Source organism: Corallococcus sp. AS-1-12 (genome assembly GCF_020036995.1).
Lineage (GTDB): Bacteria > Myxococcota > Myxococcia > Myxococcales > Myxococcaceae > Corallococcus.
Genome location: NZ_JAIQDD010000001.1, coordinates 90,246 through 106,642, shown reverse-complemented (window position 1 = coordinate 106,642; position 16,397 = coordinate 90,246). Strand labels below are relative to the sequence as shown.

General features: G+C 67.1%; 9 protein-coding genes. 2 read left to right on the top strand and 7 right to left on the bottom strand.

All coding sequences use genetic code 11. The features are described 5' to 3' along the window. Window positions 1-175 precede the first annotated feature (175 nt). A complete protein-coding gene (locus K8556_RS00325) occupies window positions 176-2,140 on the bottom strand; it encodes a tetratricopeptide repeat protein (protein ID WP_223738025.1) in 1,965 nt (654 codons plus the stop codon). Between the two features lie 95 nt (window positions 2,141-2,235). Continuing rightward, window positions 2,236-2,730, bottom strand: a complete 495-nt coding sequence (locus tag K8556_RS00320; protein ID WP_223738024.1) for a toll/interleukin-1 receptor domain-containing protein — start codon at window positions 2,728-2,730, stop codon at window positions 2,236-2,238. 781 nt (window positions 2,731-3,511) lie between these two features. On the opposite strand from K8556_RS00320, the gene K8556_RS00315 reads away from it, so the two are divergent. Next, entirely contained in the window at window positions 3,512-8,581 is a 5,070-nt protein-coding gene (locus tag K8556_RS00315; protein ID WP_223738023.1) for a tetratricopeptide repeat protein, read from the top strand. A gap of 9 nt (window positions 8,582-8,590) precedes the next feature. On the opposite strand, the gene K8556_RS00310 is transcribed toward K8556_RS00315, so the two are convergent. Then, the gene (locus tag K8556_RS00310) at window positions 8,591-9,328 is read right to left on the bottom strand and encodes a molybdopterin-binding protein (RefSeq protein WP_223738022.1); all 738 of its coding nucleotides are present in this window, start codon (window positions 9,326-9,328) and stop codon (window positions 8,591-8,593) included. A gap of 109 nt (window positions 9,329-9,437) precedes the next feature. Here K8556_RS00310 and K8556_RS00305 point away from each other — a divergent pair, with 109 nt between their 5' ends. Next, window positions 9,438-10,592: an acyl-CoA dehydrogenase family protein gene (locus K8556_RS00305; RefSeq protein ID WP_223738021.1), complete on the top strand. Its 1,155-nt coding sequence runs from the start codon at window positions 9,438-9,440 to the stop codon at window positions 10,590-10,592. A 55-nt stretch (window positions 10,593-10,647) separates the two neighbouring features. On the opposite strand, the gene K8556_RS00300 is transcribed toward K8556_RS00305, so the two are convergent. The 4 genes from K8556_RS00300 to K8556_RS00285 are packed head-to-tail and all read right to left on the bottom strand — an operon-like array spanning window position 10,648 to window position 16,096. Further along, window positions 10,648-11,652 (bottom strand): NADPH:quinone oxidoreductase family protein, encoded by a 1,005-nt coding sequence (locus K8556_RS00300; protein ID WP_223738020.1) that lies wholly within the window; start codon window positions 11,650-11,652, stop codon window positions 10,648-10,650. Window positions 11,653-11,656: 4 nt separating this feature from the next. After that, a complete protein-coding gene (locus K8556_RS00295; RefSeq protein ID WP_223738019.1) occupies window positions 11,657-12,616 on the bottom strand; it encodes an aldo/keto reductase in 960 nt (319 codons plus the stop codon). Then, window positions 12,613-13,281, bottom strand: coding sequence for a YiiD C-terminal domain-containing protein (locus tag K8556_RS00290; protein WP_223738018.1), 669 nt, complete (start codon window positions 13,279-13,281; stop codon window positions 12,613-12,615). The genes K8556_RS00295 and K8556_RS00290 overlap by 4 nt, the downstream gene beginning before the upstream one ends. Before the next feature lie 55 nt (window positions 13,282-13,336). Beyond that, window positions 13,337-16,096: a polyketide synthase gene (locus K8556_RS00285; protein WP_223738017.1), complete on the bottom strand. Its 2,760-nt coding sequence runs from the start codon at window positions 16,094-16,096 to the stop codon at window positions 13,337-13,339. Between the last annotated feature and the right edge of the window lie 301 nt (window positions 16,097-16,397).

Genomic DNA, 16,397 nt, shown 5'->3' with positions numbered 1-16,397 from the left:
TAACGCAAAAAATTCACGTCCACTTTTGCCGAGCTGGTTTCGGCTCTAGCCATAAGTGTCGAGCAAAGCCCCCCTAACACTCAATGGGCAGCACTACTCTTTATTCATGTTCCTACCGCACAGCGCACTTGCATCTCACCAAGCAGCCCCAAAACACCCACCCCCACCCAGCCACTCAGCGAATCCCAAAACGCAGACCCGACATGGCGTACACAACATCAACGACAGCGCCCGAACGAATAACCTTCAACCTATGCTTCGCCCCACCCTTAAACACTCGGCGCAAGTGTTCGGCATTCCTAATCCGCACACCCTCATACTCGACCACAACATCACCGACCCGCAGATCACCACAAGCCAAAGGTGGACAACTATCGACAACAACCACCCACTTCGAAATCAAATCGCGAATCCGGCCAAACATCACCGCATTGTAGTAGGCATTACCAATCTCCTTAGTGCGAGGACTATCAGCACCATGAAACTCAACCTCAACAAGATACGCCCTGCGACACAAATCTAAATCTCCCGCAGAGCTAGCACCGGACACAGCCAGAAAACAAAACTGAGAAAGAGCAGGAAACAGCTTTTCGTGACTTCTACCATAAGCCGCCTCCAGCTTAACCATGGCCGGCTCAAGATAAGTACGCGCCTCCTCCAACTTCTTCAAGTCACTCAGCTTGAATCCCTCAGCGATCAGCAATCCCCCGTATTCCGCAAATACATATGCAGTGTCAGGATGGTCCAACCCCCTCACCTCCGTCAACATCCCCATCGCCTCAAGCAAGTAGCGACGGGCTTCGGAGAACTTGCGCATATCCTGAAGATTAATCGCCATCCCCGCTAGCGCGAGCGCAACTCGCGGATGCTTGGGACCCATTACATCTCGATACATCTCCAAACTCAACCTGCAAAACTCAAGCCCCTTCGCATACTCACGAGCCTCATGCATTACTCTACAAAACCCTCGCAATTCGCCTGCCCGAGCGACAGACGACTGCGAACCCAATCCACCAATACCAGCAGCCTCCCACCGAGACTCACCATGGGTATCTACGATTCGACTCAACTGCCGAAGAACAAGCCCTTGCCACCCTGTCAGCATTGGCGAAGGTTTTCTTGCCTTGAGGGCGACGGCACCATTCAACTCCGACCGCAGTTTCGATTCTTCCTCATAATTTCCAGCTCTATTCAACGCCGACAACAGGCGCGCAGCCGAAAAATCTGCAACTGCTCCCAACGAGCGACCATTCGTTCGCTCAATATCAAATGCCCGAGTGAAACTATCAATCGCAGGCACAAGTCGCCCCCCTTCCTGATGGATAATCCCGACAACATTCAGCAGAATGGACTCATCTACGCTACCACTAGCCGCGACTCTATCCAGAGCTTGCTGTGCATACTCCATCGCCTTGTCAAGATTAGGTAGCGCCAAGTAGGCCGTCGCCAGCATGAAATCCAATGACTCTGCATTGCGCTGTCCGTCAAGAACCTGTTCCGCTGACTTTTGCAAAAACCGAACCGCGAGCCAGGGATTTTCCTGCTCAATAAAATGCAAACCCAGCGCGAACTGCACCAGATAGAAAGACTTACTCACCTGCAATGTCGGCAAGTCAAACCGTCCGAGACGAGCCATTTCAATACCAGGCTCGCTTGCCCGAATAGAAACCGCACGGTCCGTCAACGTCGCACGTGGAAATACTTTTGCCCCGCCATCTGCATCACCAACAACTTCCCCCCAAATAACAACATTTGCACCAAGCCTGGCACTAATCTCTTCGGCTTCTTCGTGAGACTCAATTGTTCGATTCAACCGAACAACCTCAAGCGCCTCATCAGGAACCTTAATATCAAACCGCTTTGGATCCCTAAACTCTTCTTCCTGATACTGCTTCAGCGCCCTTGTCAACTGGAGTGCTATTTTTCGCGAAAAAGGATCTTTCCCGGCCGTCGAACCCTCAAAATCCGCAATCAACACATGCGTACTATGTGAGTTTCGATAAGGACCGGGCAGCACAGATTCCTCAACAGGAATCAAAGACCGCCAGAACCCATCACGAACAAGAAACACAACACCCCAGAGAGCCAACCCAAGCGCAACACACATACCAACAACACGCCAAGCCAGCAAACGGCGCAAAACCGCACCAACTACATCGCCCCCCGGCGAAAACTCGTTACCGCCACCCGCAGTCCCTCGATGTGAATCGGGCAACGCGGTCGCCGAGGGGCTAGTCAAGGGTCCGGCGAAGAGGAACTCCTTTGCGACCCCAGCGGTGGCGCACCATTCGTCATCCGACCATTAATATACTGACATAATTTTCTATAGCTTTCGGGAAGCTTGTACCAGGTGACTCCCTTGAGCGCCAACGGGATGTCGTCGACAGAAGCGCCCTCAAGCAACACAGGTATAATCGTTTTATTCCTTCCCTGCATCGCATACAGCAACTGGCGCGTCAGCATGGACTCCCATACCGCTCCCAGTCCTTTGCCTGGCGCCTCCTTAAGTTCATATCGTCGAAGATACGTTGCGGTGCATACGATCAAGACATAATCAGCTTCAACAAGCTGATTCTCCATCCATTGAGGCCAACCCTCCTCGGGGGTACCTTCAACGTACTGATCAATCATGCAATTCACATCATCTTTGCGGAATCGATCGGCGATTTTTCGCACTCGTTTGTTGTGGATCTTCCCCTCCTGCGCGTAACTAATAAACACCTTCTTCACGATTCCCTCCAAGCGGCAAAAGAAGACATGCAACAAGCCAGCAAACGATACGACTGATTTATTCGATACACATGTCCAACATTCAAACCTCCCCATCCTACCATTGCGCATTTGCTTGCAATTAAACACAGAGCCCATCTGCTATCGGCTTGTGCGTCTTGATCGTGGGCGATAGCGCCGCATGGCATAGACGGAAACTTTCCCGGATTATTGAAAGGTACTGCTGCCTCAGGTCCTGCATGTCATCTAAATGGCGGATCTCAAGCAGTTAGCTGGAGCCTTCCCACCAATGCCAGCACCACGTGCCTTGGCCGTACTTGCACAGATTCTTCGATTATCAATGGTCCACCTCGGACTCGCGAGCATTAATTCGAACAACCTTACCCAGGCTTTGCGGTAGTGTAACTATAACGGATTTGCTGACCGATTAAGGGCACAGCAGACTCCCGGCACCACAGGTACGCCCGCGTTCTGGTGGGAGCCTATCTGCACAAAACGATCAGGGTACTTCCCCTGGCTCGCCCAGGCCATTTGCAACGCTGAGATGATTGAGGGTGGCGCAGTAGTGGCCTACACGAGTGCAGAGCAATGCACGCTGCTCCGTCCCCGGGCAACACGACCTCCCCCGACCTGCCCGGCACCGTCCCACCGCCCGTCCGCCTGCCTCCCCTGCACTCAAATCGCCAGGAAAGACGGGAAGTTGAGGGGCCGGGCGAGCGCGTGGTACGAACTCCCGTTCAGTCTCCCCCTCTCATTTCCAAAGTGCCTGGAGCCGGCTTCCATGAGCGAGAGCAATGACGTCACGCGGCCTTCGTCCTCCGCATCGGTGCCTCCCCCCGGGGCCCCCGAGGTGGGCGCGGCCCAGACACTCGCCCAGAACGTGAGCACCCTCCCCTCCCCCACCCCCCAGGCCAGCGCCGAGGACGATGCCCGCGAGCGCATCGCGTCCATGGAGCGCGAGGCCAAGGCGCTCGCCACCACCGAGCCGCAGACCGCCGCCCTTCTGTTCCATGAGGTCGGCCTGCTCTGGGAAGAGCCGCTCAAGAACCCTCGCAATGCCGCGGTCGCGTTCCAGAACGCCTACAAGCTGGCGCCCCGGTTCCTCGCCAACATCCGCGCCGCCCGCCGCCTGTTCGCGGACGTCGGCAACTGGCAGATGGTCGTGCAGCTCATCGACGCGGAGCTCGCCGCCTCCGAGGATCCTCGCCAGCAGGCGTCCCTCCTCTTCGAGAAGGGGCAGATCCTCGAGGAGCGCCTGTCCCGCGACAACGACGCCGCGGATGCCCTTCGCCAGGCCCTGGACCGCAAGCCCACCGACGTCACCCTCCTCACCCAGCTCGAGTCCGTCTACGCCGCGCGCAACGACGCGGGCGCGCTGGTGGAGATCTACCGGCTGCTCGCCACCGCCGTCGTCCCTCCGTCCCTTCGCGCCCACTACCTCACCTCCGCGGGCATGCTCCTGGAGGAGCGCCTCAAGCAGAAGGACGCCGCCGCCGCGGCGTTCCGTGAGGCGTTCGCGCTCGACCGCTCCGACCCGCTGCTCCAGGCCGCCGTCAAGCGCGTCGCCGAGCGCGAGGGCCGCACCGACGAGCTCCTCTCCGCCCTCCTCTCCGAGGCCGAGGGCCAGGGCTCCCAGGGCGCTCCCGCGTACCTCCACATCGCCAAGGTCCATGACCGCCTGGGCCGCAAGGACGACGCGCTGTCCGCGCTGCTCGCCGCCCGCCGCGTGAGCCCTCATGAGCCGCTCGTGCTCAGCGCGCTCGCCGGCATCTACGAGACGCAGGGCCGCTTCGAGGAGCTGGCCGACGTGCTGCTCGCGTGGGTGGGCTCCATCAACGACGAGAGCGAGCTCGTCGCCATCAACCTGCGCCTCGCCGCGCTTTACGAGGACGACCTCAAGCGCGACCAGGAGGCCGCCGCCCGCTATCAGGCCATCCTCTCCCGCATCCCCAGCCACGCCGCCGCGCTCGCGGGCCTGGGCAAGCTGTCGTACCGGATGCAGAACTGGGAAGGGCTCGTCGCCGTCTTCGACGCGGAGGTCACCGCCGCCGAGGACGCCAAGGGCAAGGCCGCTCGCATGTACAAGGCGGCCGAGATCCTGGAGGAGCGCCTGGGCCGCCAGGAGGACGCCATCGCGCGCTACAACGCGTGCCTCCAGCTCCAGCCGGGCTACCTCCCCGCGCAGAAGGCCCTCACCCGCCTCTACGAGCGCCAGGGCCGCTTCGCCGAGCTGGTCCAGATGTTCGAGCAGGACCTGCTCCAGACGTCCGACCGCGATCAGGTCATCACCACGCTCAACAAGATGGCGGTCATCTACGAGGACCGCCTCGGGGACCTGGACCACGCCATCGAGTGCATGAAGCGCATCCTCGATCTGGCGTCGGATCACCTGCCCACGCTGCGCAACCTGGCCCGCCTCTACGAGCGCGCCGGGCGCTTCCGCGAGCTGCTGGAGACCAATGACCTGGAGGCGTCGTTCGCCGGTGACACCAAGCAGGTCCTGTCGCTGCTCCACCGCAACGCGGAGATCCTCGACGAGAACCTGAAGGACCGCGTGGGCGCCATCACCGCGTATGAGCGCGTGCTCGCGCTGTCACCCTCGTACCTGCCCGCGCTCAAGGCCCTGGGCCGGCTGTACGCGCAGGACGGCCGGTGGGAGAAGCTCATCGACATGTACCGCGCGGAGTCGGAGATCTCTCCGTCCACCGACGCGGCCGCCGCGCTCATCTACAAGATCGGCGAGCTGTACGAGCACCGCCTCAAGCAGGAGAACGAGGCGCTCGCGTCGTACCAGGAGGCGCTGATGCTGGCGCCCAGCTACTTCCCGGCGCTGCGCGCGCTGGCCCGCATCCACCGGGCCCACGGTGCGTGGGAGAGCCTGGTGGAAGTGCTTCGCGCGGACGCCGCCAACCGCACGGATCCGCTGGAGCGCGCCAACGCGATGTACCAGGCCGCCGCCATCTGGGAGGACCAGTTGGGCCGCCCGGAGCTGGCCATCGACGGCTACCAGGAGGTGCTGCGCCTCACGCCGGGCCACGCCGCCACGCTGCGCGCGCTGGAGCGCCTGTACGTCGCGCAGGACAACGTGAAGGAGCTGGTGTCCATCCTCGACCGCGAGACGCAGGTGGGCCAGACGCCCGCGGCCAAGGTGACCGCGTACCTGAAGCTCGCGCGGCTGTACCTGGACCGCTTCCAGGAGCCGTCCCGCGCCGCGCAGTGCTGCGAGTCCGTGCTGGGCCTGGAGCCCGGCAACCTCACCGCCCTCATGCTGCTGGAGCGCATCCGCGTGTCGGACCGCCTCCGCCGCGCGGAGCTGCGCGCCCGCATCGCCGAGCGCGTCACCGACCCGCGCCTGTCCAGCGCCCTGCGCATCCTGGCCGCCGCGGATCAGGAGAAGGGCCCGCCCTCCGAGCGCACCCTGGAGGTCTACCAGCGCGCCTTCGACGCGGACCCCTCGGACGCGCGCCTCGCCTTCGGCCTGGAGCGCGTGCTGCGCCAGAGCGGTGACACCGCCGCCCTGTCGCGCATGTACGGCATGCGGCTGGCCGTCACCACCGACGCCACCGAGGCGCTGGAGCTGCTGCTGCGCGCCGCCGAGCTGGCCGAGAAGAACCCCGACCAGGAGCAGGCCGCCGCGCTGTACCGGCAGGCGCTGGAGCTCCAGGCGCAGTGCCTCCCCGCGCTCCAGGGCGCCCGCCGCGTGGCCCTGCGCCGGGGCGACTTCGCCACCGCGCGCGCCATGATGGAGGCCGAGGCCCGCGCGAGCCGCGACACCAAGAGCGCCATCGAGGGCTTCGTCGCCGCCGCGAAGATCGCGGCCCAGAAGCTCAACGACCCCGACGGCGCCGCGGCTCTCTACCGCCTGGCGCTGGAGCGCGACCCGCTGCACCCGGGCGCGGCCACCGGCCTGGAGGAGCTGCTCGCGCAGCGCGGCGGTTCCTCGGACCTCGCGGCCCTGCACGAGCGGCGCGCGGAGGCCCGGCTCGCGCAGCGCGACGCGGAGGCCGCCGCGGCCGCGTACGTCACCGCGGCGCGGCTGCACAACGTGGCGCTGGGTGACCGCGCCCGCGCGCTCGCGGTGCTGGAGAAGGCCCTGGCGGCCCGGCCCGGCTTCCCCGACGCGCTGGAGACCCGCGGCCTGCTCCTCCTGGAGGCGCAGCAGTACGCGGAGGCCGCGCAGATGCTCGGCCAGCGCGTGCAGCAGGGCGGCGATCCCCGCGTGCTCGCACAGCACCACCTGACGCTGGGCGCGCTCTACCAGCAGCACCTCAACGACCCGGGCCGCGCGGCGGCGCACCTCCAGACGGCGCTGGCCACCCTGCCCCGCCACCCGGAGGCGCTGGAGCGGCTGGCCACGGTGTACGCGCAGGGCCGCAACTTCGGCGGCGCGGTGGACTGCCTGAGGCGGCTGCTGGATCAGGACCTGCCCAACGACGCCCGCGCGCGCTTCACCGTGGAGCTGGCGCGCATCCACGAAGAGGGCCTGGGCGACGTCGCCTCGGCCACGGCGCTCTACAAGAAGGCGCTGGAGCTGACGCCGGGCGAGCCCGCGCTGGTGGACCGGCTGGTGGCCCTCTACGAGCGCCAGCGCAACCTGCCGGAGCTGGCGCAGATGCTGGAGGCCCAGGCCGCCGCCACCGCGTCCACGGACGTCAAGCGCGCGGTGTCCCTGCGCATCCGCGTGGCCAGCTTCTACGCGGGGCCGCTGGCGGAGCCGGCTCGCGCCACCGTCATCCTCCGGCAGCTCGTGGAGCAGGACCCGCAGAACCTCCAGGCCCGCGCCGCGCTGGCGGAGCTGTATGGCCGCGACATGGCCAGCTACCCGCTCGCCATCGAGGAGCACCGGCAGATCCTGCGCCAGGACCCGTCCAGCGTGGGCAGCCTGCATGCGCTGTTCAAGCTGTGGGACGCGCAGAAGCAGCAGGACAAGGCGTTCGCCGTCGCCGCGGTGCTGACCTTCATGCGCGCCACCAACGAGGTGGAGCAGGCCTTCTACTCGGAGGCCCGCGCCCGGCAGCCGCAGGAGCCGCGGGAGGCGCTGCCCGCCACGGACGTGGACACCGTCCTCATGCACCCGGCCGCACGCGGCCCGCTGACGGAGCTGTTGCGCGCCATGGGTGAGCACCTGGGCAAGGTGTACCCGCCGCAGTTCGAGATGCTCGGCGTCAACCCGAAGCAGGACAAGCTCAAGCCGGACTCGGCCGTGTTCAAGGCCGTGCGCGCGGTGGCGCAGACGTTCGGCGTGGAGGACTTCGAGGTCTACCTCGCCCGGCGCGGCATGTTGCAGCCGGAGACGACGGAGCCCCTGTCCCTGTGCGTGGGCCAGGACGTCGTGCGCCGCTTCAACGCCCGCGAGCAGAAGTTCCTCATCGGCAAGGCGGTGCTGGGCCTGCTCAACAAGACGGCCGTCCTCTCCAAGCTGTCCCAGGGCGAGACGGTGGACCTGTTCGGCAACGCCATCCGCGTCCACGTGCCGCAGTTCAACGGCCTGGGCCGGCGCAACGACGAGATGTCGAAGCAGCTCAAGAAGGCCTTCAGCCGCAAGGCGATGAAGGCCTCGGAGGGCCCCTCGCAGACGCTGTCCGAGCAGCCGAAGATCGACGTCGCGACGGTGGTGGACGCGCTCGGCTTCTCCGCGGACCGCGCGGGCCTGCTCGTCTGCGGCGACCCGTCCGTGGGCCTCACCATGGTGCTGCGCGAGGATCCGAACATCGTGGCCAACCGCCAGGAGGGCAGCACCGACGCCATCCTCCAGGCGGTGCGCGAGCGCGCGGACCTGAAGGCCCTGCTGTCGTGGCTGCTGACGGACGACTTCTTCCGGCTGCGCCAGCGCATCGGCCTGGCGCTGTAGTCCGGCGCGTTACTCCCGGCGGACCAGCGCGTCCGCCGGGAACCCCGCGAGCAGCCGGCCCACGGCGTCGTCCACGTGGGCCCGCTCGGTGGCCTCCACCGTCACCTTCACGCGGTAGTCCATGGCCGCGTCGAACACCGGATAGGAGCCGATGGCCACGTGGGGCATGTCCAGCGCCACGCGGTCCAGCACGGCGGCCAGGGCGCTCTCGCCCAGGTTGAAGTACAGGTTGATCAGGTGCACCGGCGTGCCGCTCAGCCGTGAGAGCACCGTCTCCAGTTGCAGCCGGAAGAGCTGCGGCACCCCCGGCAGCAGGAACATGTCCCCCACCGTCAGCACGGGGAACCACATGCCCGGCTGGGCCAGGAGCACCGCGCCCTCGGGAGCGTCCGCCAGGCGCAGGGACTCTGGCGTCACCGGCGACGTGCCGGCGCGGGCCTGGATGGCCGACACCATCTCCGGCAGGCGCACCACGGGCCGGCCCAGCGCGAGCGCCACCGCGCGCACCGTGACGTCGTCGTGGGTGGGGCCAATGCCTCCGCTGGTGAAGACGTAGCGGGCCTTGCGCCGGGCGCGGGACACCGCGTCCACGATGGCGTCCACGTCGTCCAGGATGGTCTCCACCGAGACGAGGGGAATGCCCAGCTCCCGCAGCCGCTGGATGAGGTGGGGGCCGTTCTCGTCCTTCACCTTCGCGGTGAGGACCTCGTTGCCAATGATGATCGCCGCCGCGCCGTTCCGCTCCATGGAACCGCAGACTCTACTCCAACGGACCCCGGGGGTGGACTCGCGCGGTGCGCGGGCCCGGACCCGCCCTGTCCTGGAGTCAGCAAGGGGGGACGGACATCCTTCGCGCATGGATTCCACCGAGACCCGGGACGCGATCCGCGCGTCCGTGCGTGCCCTGTGCAACCGCTTCCCCCCGAAGTACTGGCGCACCCTCGACGCGGAGCGTGAATACCCTCACGCCTTCGTCCAGGCCCTCACGGAGGCCGGCCTGCTGGCCGCGCTCATCCCGGCCGAGTACGGCGGCGCGGGGCTGGGCCTGCGCGAAGCGGCGGTCGTGCTGGGGGAGATCAACCACTTCGGCGGGAATGCGTCCGCGTGTCATGCGCAGATGTATGTGATGAACGTGCTCCTCAGACACGGGTCCGCCGAGCAGAAGCAGCGGTATCTGCCGGAGATCGCCGCGGGCCGGCTGCGGCTCCAGGCGTTCGCGGTGACGGAGCCGAACTCGGGCTCGGACACCACCGCCATCGAGACGACGGCGGTCCGGCGCGGGGACCGCTACGTCGTGAACGGGCAGAAGATCTTCATCTCGCGCGTGCTCCAGTCCGACCTGATGCTCCTGCTCGCCCGGACGACGCCCCGCGCGGACGTGCGCAAGAAGACGGACGGGATGAGCGTGTTCCTGCTCGACCTGCGGAAGACGCAGGGGCTGGAGGTCCGGCCCATCCGGACCATGCTCAACCATGCGACGAACGCGCTGTTCTTCGAGAACGTCGAAGTGCCCGTCGAGGGGTTGATTGGCGAAGAGGGCAAGGGCTTCTCATACATCCTGGATGGCATGAACGCGGAGCGGGTGCTCGTCGCGTCGGAGGCCATCGGTGATGGCCGCTGGTTCATCGAGAAGGCCGTCACCTATGCGCAGGAGCGCGTCGTGTTCGGCAAGCCCATCGGGGCAAACCAGGGCGTGCAGTTCCCCATCGCGAAGGCGCACACGGCGCTCACGGCCGCGTCGCTGCTGACGGAGCAGGCCGCGACGCTGTTCGACAGCCACCAGCCCTGCGGAGCCGAAGCGAACATGGCGAAGTATCTGGCCGCCGAAGCCGCCTGGGAGGCCGCCAATGCCTGCATGGACACCTACGGGGGCTATGGCTTCGCCGAGGAGTACGACGTGGAGCGCAAGTTCCGTGAGGTGCGCCTGTTCATCAACGCGCCCGTGAGCCGGAACATGGCCCTGTCGTACATCAGCCAGCACGTCCTGGGGCTGCCCCGCTCGTTCACGTAGCGACGGGCGGCGCACGGAGCGCCGGGCGGAAGGTCCCGGCTCTTGCCTCCGCGAGTCACCGGGTGTCGCGCGGTGCGTCCTGGTCCTCGCGGACGTGGACCACGACCTTGCCGATGGCGCGTCGCTCCGCGAGGGTGCGCAGGCCGTCAGCGGTCCGCTCCAGGGGGAGGCGCGCGGTGATGCGCGGGAGGATGCGGCCCTGCGCATACCAGGCGAAGAGCTGCTCCAGGGTTTCGCGGAGCGCCGCCGGGTCGTGGTAGCGGAAGTAGCGCAGCGACGACCCCAGCACCGCGCGGTGCTTCACGAGCAGCCGGTTGGCGGGGATCTTCGGGACCTGTCCCGCGGCGAAGCCCACGAGCACGTAGCGGCCACCCCACCCCAGCGTCGAGAGCGCCGGGTCGAAGAGCGGGCCACCGACCGGATCGAAGCAGACGCTCACCCCGGAGGCTCCGGCGACTGCGAGGACCTGCTCCTTCCAGTCTCCGGCGGCGTGACTGATGACGTGGTCCGCGCCCGCTTCACGCGCGATGGCGAGCTTGTCCGGCGTGCTCGCGACCGCGATGACGGTGGCCCCCAGCGCCTTGCCCAGTTGCACCGCCGCGAGCCCCACGCCTCCGCTGGCGCCCAGCACGAGGAGCACCTCCGACGGCTTCAGGTGGGCGACGCGGATCAGCGCCAGGGCGGTGCTCACGTAGGCGCTGGTCAGCGCGGCGGCGACGTCGAAGGAGACGCCTGCTGGCAGCAGGAAGGTCTCCCTCACGGAGGCCACTGCCTGCTCGGCATAGCCTCCGTGCCACAGGATGGCCACGACGCGGTCTCCGGGCTGGAAGCCCGAGCCTTCGGGGGCGCTGGCGATGGTGCCGGCGGCCTCCAGCCCTGGGACGAAGGGCAGTGAGGGCCGGGTCTGATAGGTGCCTCCAATCATGAGGAGGTCGGCGAAGTTCACGCTGCAGGCGTGCACGTCGATCTTCACCTCGTCGGGCTTCGGAACGGGCTCGGGGACCTCCGCGAGGGTGAGCTGTTCGGGCCCGCCCCACGTCCCGCAGACAATCGCTCGCATGTCGTCACTCCTGGGTGGAAGGGGCCGCGAGGCTTCGCCAGAGGTCGTCGTTCGCGGGCAGGCTCGACGTCTCGGTCACCAGTTGTTCGAGCTGATCCGGGCTGCGCGCGCCGACGAGGATCGACGTCACGAAGGGACAGTGCACCAACCACCACGTGGCCAGGCCCGACGGTGACAGCGCGTGGGCGGCGGCCTTCGCCTTGAGCTGTTCGACGCGGGCCGCGTTCTCCGGAGTCCACGCCTTCGCGTAGAGGTCCCTGCGCTGTCCGATGCGCGTGCCTTCCGGGATGGCACCCGCGATGGCGTACCTGCCGCTCAGCAGGCCACCCGCCAGCGGTGAATAGGGTGTGTACTGGAGCCCCAGCTTCGCGCAGGCCTCCAGCACGCCGTTGTGCGCGTCATCCTGTTCGAGCAGGTTGAAGCGGTTCTGGACCCAGCCGAACCCCACCGGGCCGCCTGAGCGCGGAGCGGCGCAGCGCCAGAGGTCGCTCGCGGTCACGTTCGACAAGCCGAAGCGGCGGACCTTGCCTGCCCTCACGAGCGCCTGGAAGGTGTCCAGGACGTCGTCCCACGACGTGGCGGGGTCCGGCACGTGCGCCAGGTAGAAGTCGAGCGTGTCGACGCGGAGCCGTGCGAGCGACCGGTCCACCTCCGCGAACACGTGCTTCCGCGCGAGCCCGCCACGAAGTCCCACCTTGGAAGAGATGAGCACCCGGTCCCGCGTCGCTGCGCCGCGTGACGCCAACCACGCGCCGATGATGGCCTCGCTGGCTCCGTCCGCGTAGGTGCCCGCCGTGTCGATGAGGTTGATCCCCAGCGCCACCGCGCGATCCAGGAGCGCGTGCGCTTCGGCTTCGGTCTCTCCCTGGCCCAGCAGCTTCCGGGAGCTCCCGATGCCTCCGAAGTTGGCAGCCCCCAGCGCGAAGACCGAGACGTCGATGCCGCCCAGCTTTCGGTAGATCACGTCCGCCACGCCTCCGGAAAGGGCAACGCCAGGTCGCCTTCTCCTCCGGTGGAGGAAGCAGGCTGGCCCAGCAACGTGAAGTGCGCCGTGTAGGTCGCGGCGGGCTCGCCTTCGTCGATGAAGACCTGCGACGTCGCCGTGAGCCGCACCTTGCCTCCCTGACGAAGCGTGTCGGCCTCCAACGCGGGCAGCGTGTCACAGCGGGCCCGGTAGTCGCGGGTGATGGGCCGATGGATGGCGAACTCGCAGCGGCGAAGGAGGATCTGCACGGCGAGCCGCTCCGCCCACGCCGCTCGTACCAGCAGCAGCCATGGCGCGAGCCCCGCAGAGGTGAACACCCCCGGACCGAAGGCCGTGCCCCGGTGGTTGAGCGAAGGCCCCAGTGGAGCCACGAGCACGATGCGCCCAGGCTCGAACGACTCGAAGTGGATTCCGAGGAACTTCGTCATCGGGATGCGTGCATGAAGTTCCTGAGACAACAGCGCCAGGACGTCCTCCGGTGCATCGAGGTGCGCACCGTGCGCGGCCGGCGCCCCAGGATTCGACCCATGCCCTGGCCGGGAAGCGCTGTTCTCTTGCGCCTCATTGGGGTGCCCGTTCACGACCGGCCTCCCATGAACCGCGTCATGCCCTGCGCGGAACGCACTGTCTCCAGAGAGTCCCATGCAGCGCCCCAAGCCTTGATGCAGGGAGCGCTCTGCTCTGCGTCCGGGTGGAGGATCATGTTCCTGACACCTGGAGGTCGGGCCCGGCTTCGAGCACGACGTGGTAGTGGGTGCCTCCGCTTCCCGCTGCGTTGACGGCCGCGAAGCGCGCATCCTCCAGCTCTTGTGGCGCCGTGAGGACGCGCAGATTGTCGGCCGCTCCGGCGAGCGGAGCCGTCACGCCCAGGGTTGCCGGTGCCCGCTTCGCGGCCAGCGTGAACAGTGCCTTCATCAGGCTCGCGGCTCCCGCGGCCGCACCGGTGTGGCCGATGTTCGGCATGACGGCTCCCAGCGGGAGCGGCCGGGCTCGCGCTGCGCCGAGCGTCCGCCCCAGGGCCGCGAGCTCCGCGCGGTCGCTGGCGGCATGCCCACTTCCGAAGCACTCCACGAAGGCGAGCGCGTCCGCCGACACGTCACACCGGGACCAGGCGCGCCGGATGGCCAGGCTCATCGCGGGCTCGGAGACGAGACCGTGGTCCTCGGGCGTTCCGTACGCGCTCCCCACCGCACGGATGATCCCGAGCACCGGCTCCCCCCGCTCCCGCGCGTCCGACAAGCGTCTCAGCAGGCACACCGTGGCGCCTTCTCCTGGCAGATACCCATCGGCGGCCGCGTCGAACGCGGTCGGTGTGTCCCGCTGGGACAGGAGCCCCATCGCGCCTTCGTCGGCCATGCGCGTGACTCCAAGTCGCATCTCCGCGGTCGCCCAGAACACCGCGTCCGCTTCACGCGACGACAACCGGCCGCATGCGACGTCCAGACCGCCCATGGAGGCCGCCGCGCCTCCTGCTTCGATGGCGCACGTCGGGCCGGTCAGATCGAACGCTCGGGCGATCCTCGCCGCCATGAAGCTGGGCGACAGGTTGAACAGGCTGCCGGCCCACAGCTCCGGCAGGTCGTTCGACAGGCGCTTCATCGCCGCACGCACGGTCCGCGCCACGCCCTTGGGGTCCTTGCCCGTCTCGCGCAGCACGCGCTGAAGGTGTTCCTCGATCTCCGGCAGGCGCGCAGCGGCCACCTGACGCAGTCCGTATTCGCTGCAGTGCTCCGCGGAGACGACCACCGGGATGTTGCTCCCCCGCTCAATGGAGACCTTCGCCGCCGCGCTGCGCGTCAGGTCCACCAGCAGGTAGTGGAGCGGATCATGCCGGAGGATGTCGGCCGGTCGTTCGTCGTACTGGCTGGCGTTGCCCGTGAATCGGGACGCATCCAGGTCCAACGGCGCCCCGAACCCGAACGGCAGCCGCCGGAAGGCCCTGCGGCCATGGAGCAGGTTCCTCCACAGCGCGCCCAGGTCGGGCGCGTCCGCGAACGCACCGGCCATCCCGACGATGGCGATGGGTTCGTCGCTCCTCCCGCTACGCCTCCGCGTGCCTCGCAGCAGCGCCTGGGCTCGCGCGGGAGAAGGACGGTCCTCCACCACCGCGTGGTAGTTCTGGCCTCCGCTCGCGATGGCGCTCACACCTCCCATGCGCGGCTGCTCGCCCGCGGGCCACGACCGGGCGGTCTTCTCGACCTCGATGAGCCCTCCCGGTTCGAGCAGGCTCCGGGGCTTGTCCCCATGCACCGGCCCCGGTATGGCCCCGGACTCGAACAGGGCGAGCAGCGCGACCAGGTTCGCCAGCCCCGAGGCCTCCTTCGCGTGCCCCAGGTTCCCCTTGATCGACATCACCGGCACCGGCGACGTGGGTCGGGCCTCCTCCCCATGCGCCTTCAGCGCGCGATCAAAGACCTTCGCCTCCACGGCGTCACCGGCCCGCGTCCCTGTCCCGTGCGCGAGGATCACTCCCAGCTCCCGAGGCTCCACGCCTGCCTGCTCGAGCGCACGCCCCACCGCCAGCCCGTGGCCACGCGGGTTCGGGACCAGCATGTACGCCTCGGCCGCGCCGTCGTTCGCCCCTCCGATGCCGCGGATCACTCCGTGGACGGGGAGCCGCTCCTGCGTCGCCCGCTCCAGGCTCGTGAGCACCAGCAGCACCACGCCGTCGGAGATGACCGTGCCGTTCCCCTTCTGGGCGAACGGAAAGCAGCCCTCGGACGACAGGAGGCGTGAGTTCGAATAGAGGACCTGGTTCACCGTGTCGACGTAGGACAGCGCCCCCGCGATGGCCCACGGCGCTCCCTTCGCGAGCTCCCGCGCCGCCAGTTCAATCGCGGCCAGACCGCCGGTGCAGTTCCCATCCACGAGCAGCGCCTTCTCCGTCGTGCCCAGCGCCTCCGCGATGGCGCTCGCGAGCCGGTGCGTGGCGCGCTCCCTCGGGGCCTCCACGAAGTCCGGTCCGAACGACTCCCGGAGCGACTGGCGCACCTTCCGGGTGAGGTCCGTCAGCTCCTGATGGGAGAACTCATTCGGATGCGCGCCGTGCACCAGATACGGCTGGAGCTGCCCCGCCACGGCCAGCACCGCGGCGTCGTAGAGCCCGTGGCCGCCACCGCGTGAGTGCGCCAGGAACACCGGGACGGGCTGCCCACCCAGCGAGCCAGGAGCCAGCCCCGCCGAAGCCAGGGCCCGGTGCGCCGTCTCCACCACCCACGGCCGCGGGGAGGCGTCCTCCACGACGCCCCCCAGCAACGTGGACGTCCGGGCCGCGCCCACGGCCGCTGAAGGATCCAGATACAGCCCCCGGGGAATGCGCTCCTCCGGCCACTGGCCATACGTCGTCTTCCCCCCTTGAAGCACCTCCGCCAGCTCATCGAGGGTGCGAGCGCCAGGCAACGCAAACGCAAAACCAGAGATCGCCACCGGCGCGATCCCATCCAGATTGACCTTCCGCATTGCCAATCAATGTAAAGCCATGATCCGGATGCGTCCACGACCAGCCAAATCACATACACCCAGGCCGACATGAGACGGCGCCAGCGCGATCCTACCCAACGTATTCAAGGGGTCTCGTCGAGAGAGCGCGACCGCCCTCCTGGGAGCGTCGTTCCGGAGCCCGGGAGCGGCTGATATGTTTTCAAGCGGCGCGCACCATCCACAATCCCTATCATCCAGCCAAACCCAGGGTGGATTGACGCCAGACTTTCGCATCTGTATATCAAGTCAGACATCGCGGCCCGCCATCCAGGCATTGGCT

Coding starts and splice junctions, on each gene's coding strand:
- K8556_RS00290 (WP_223738018.1), bottom strand. CDS start 13,281: ATGGGACTCTCTGGAGACAGTGCGTTCCGCGCAGGGCATGACGCGGTT.
- K8556_RS00315 (WP_223738023.1), top strand. CDS start 3,512: ATGAGCGAGAGCAATGACGTCACGCGGCCTTCGTCCTCCGCATCGGTG.
- K8556_RS00305 (WP_223738021.1), top strand. CDS start 9,438: ATGGATTCCACCGAGACCCGGGACGCGATCCGCGCGTCCGTGCGTGCC.
- K8556_RS00310 (WP_223738022.1), bottom strand. CDS start 9,328: ATGGAGCGGAACGGCGCGGCGGCGATCATCATTGGCAACGAGGTCCTC.
- K8556_RS00285 (WP_223738017.1), bottom strand. CDS start 16,096: ATGCGGAAGGTCAATCTGGATGGGATCGCGCCGGTGGCGATCTCTGGT.
- K8556_RS00300 (WP_223738020.1), bottom strand. CDS start 11,652: ATGCGAGCGATTGTCTGCGGGACGTGGGGCGGGCCCGAACAGCTCACC.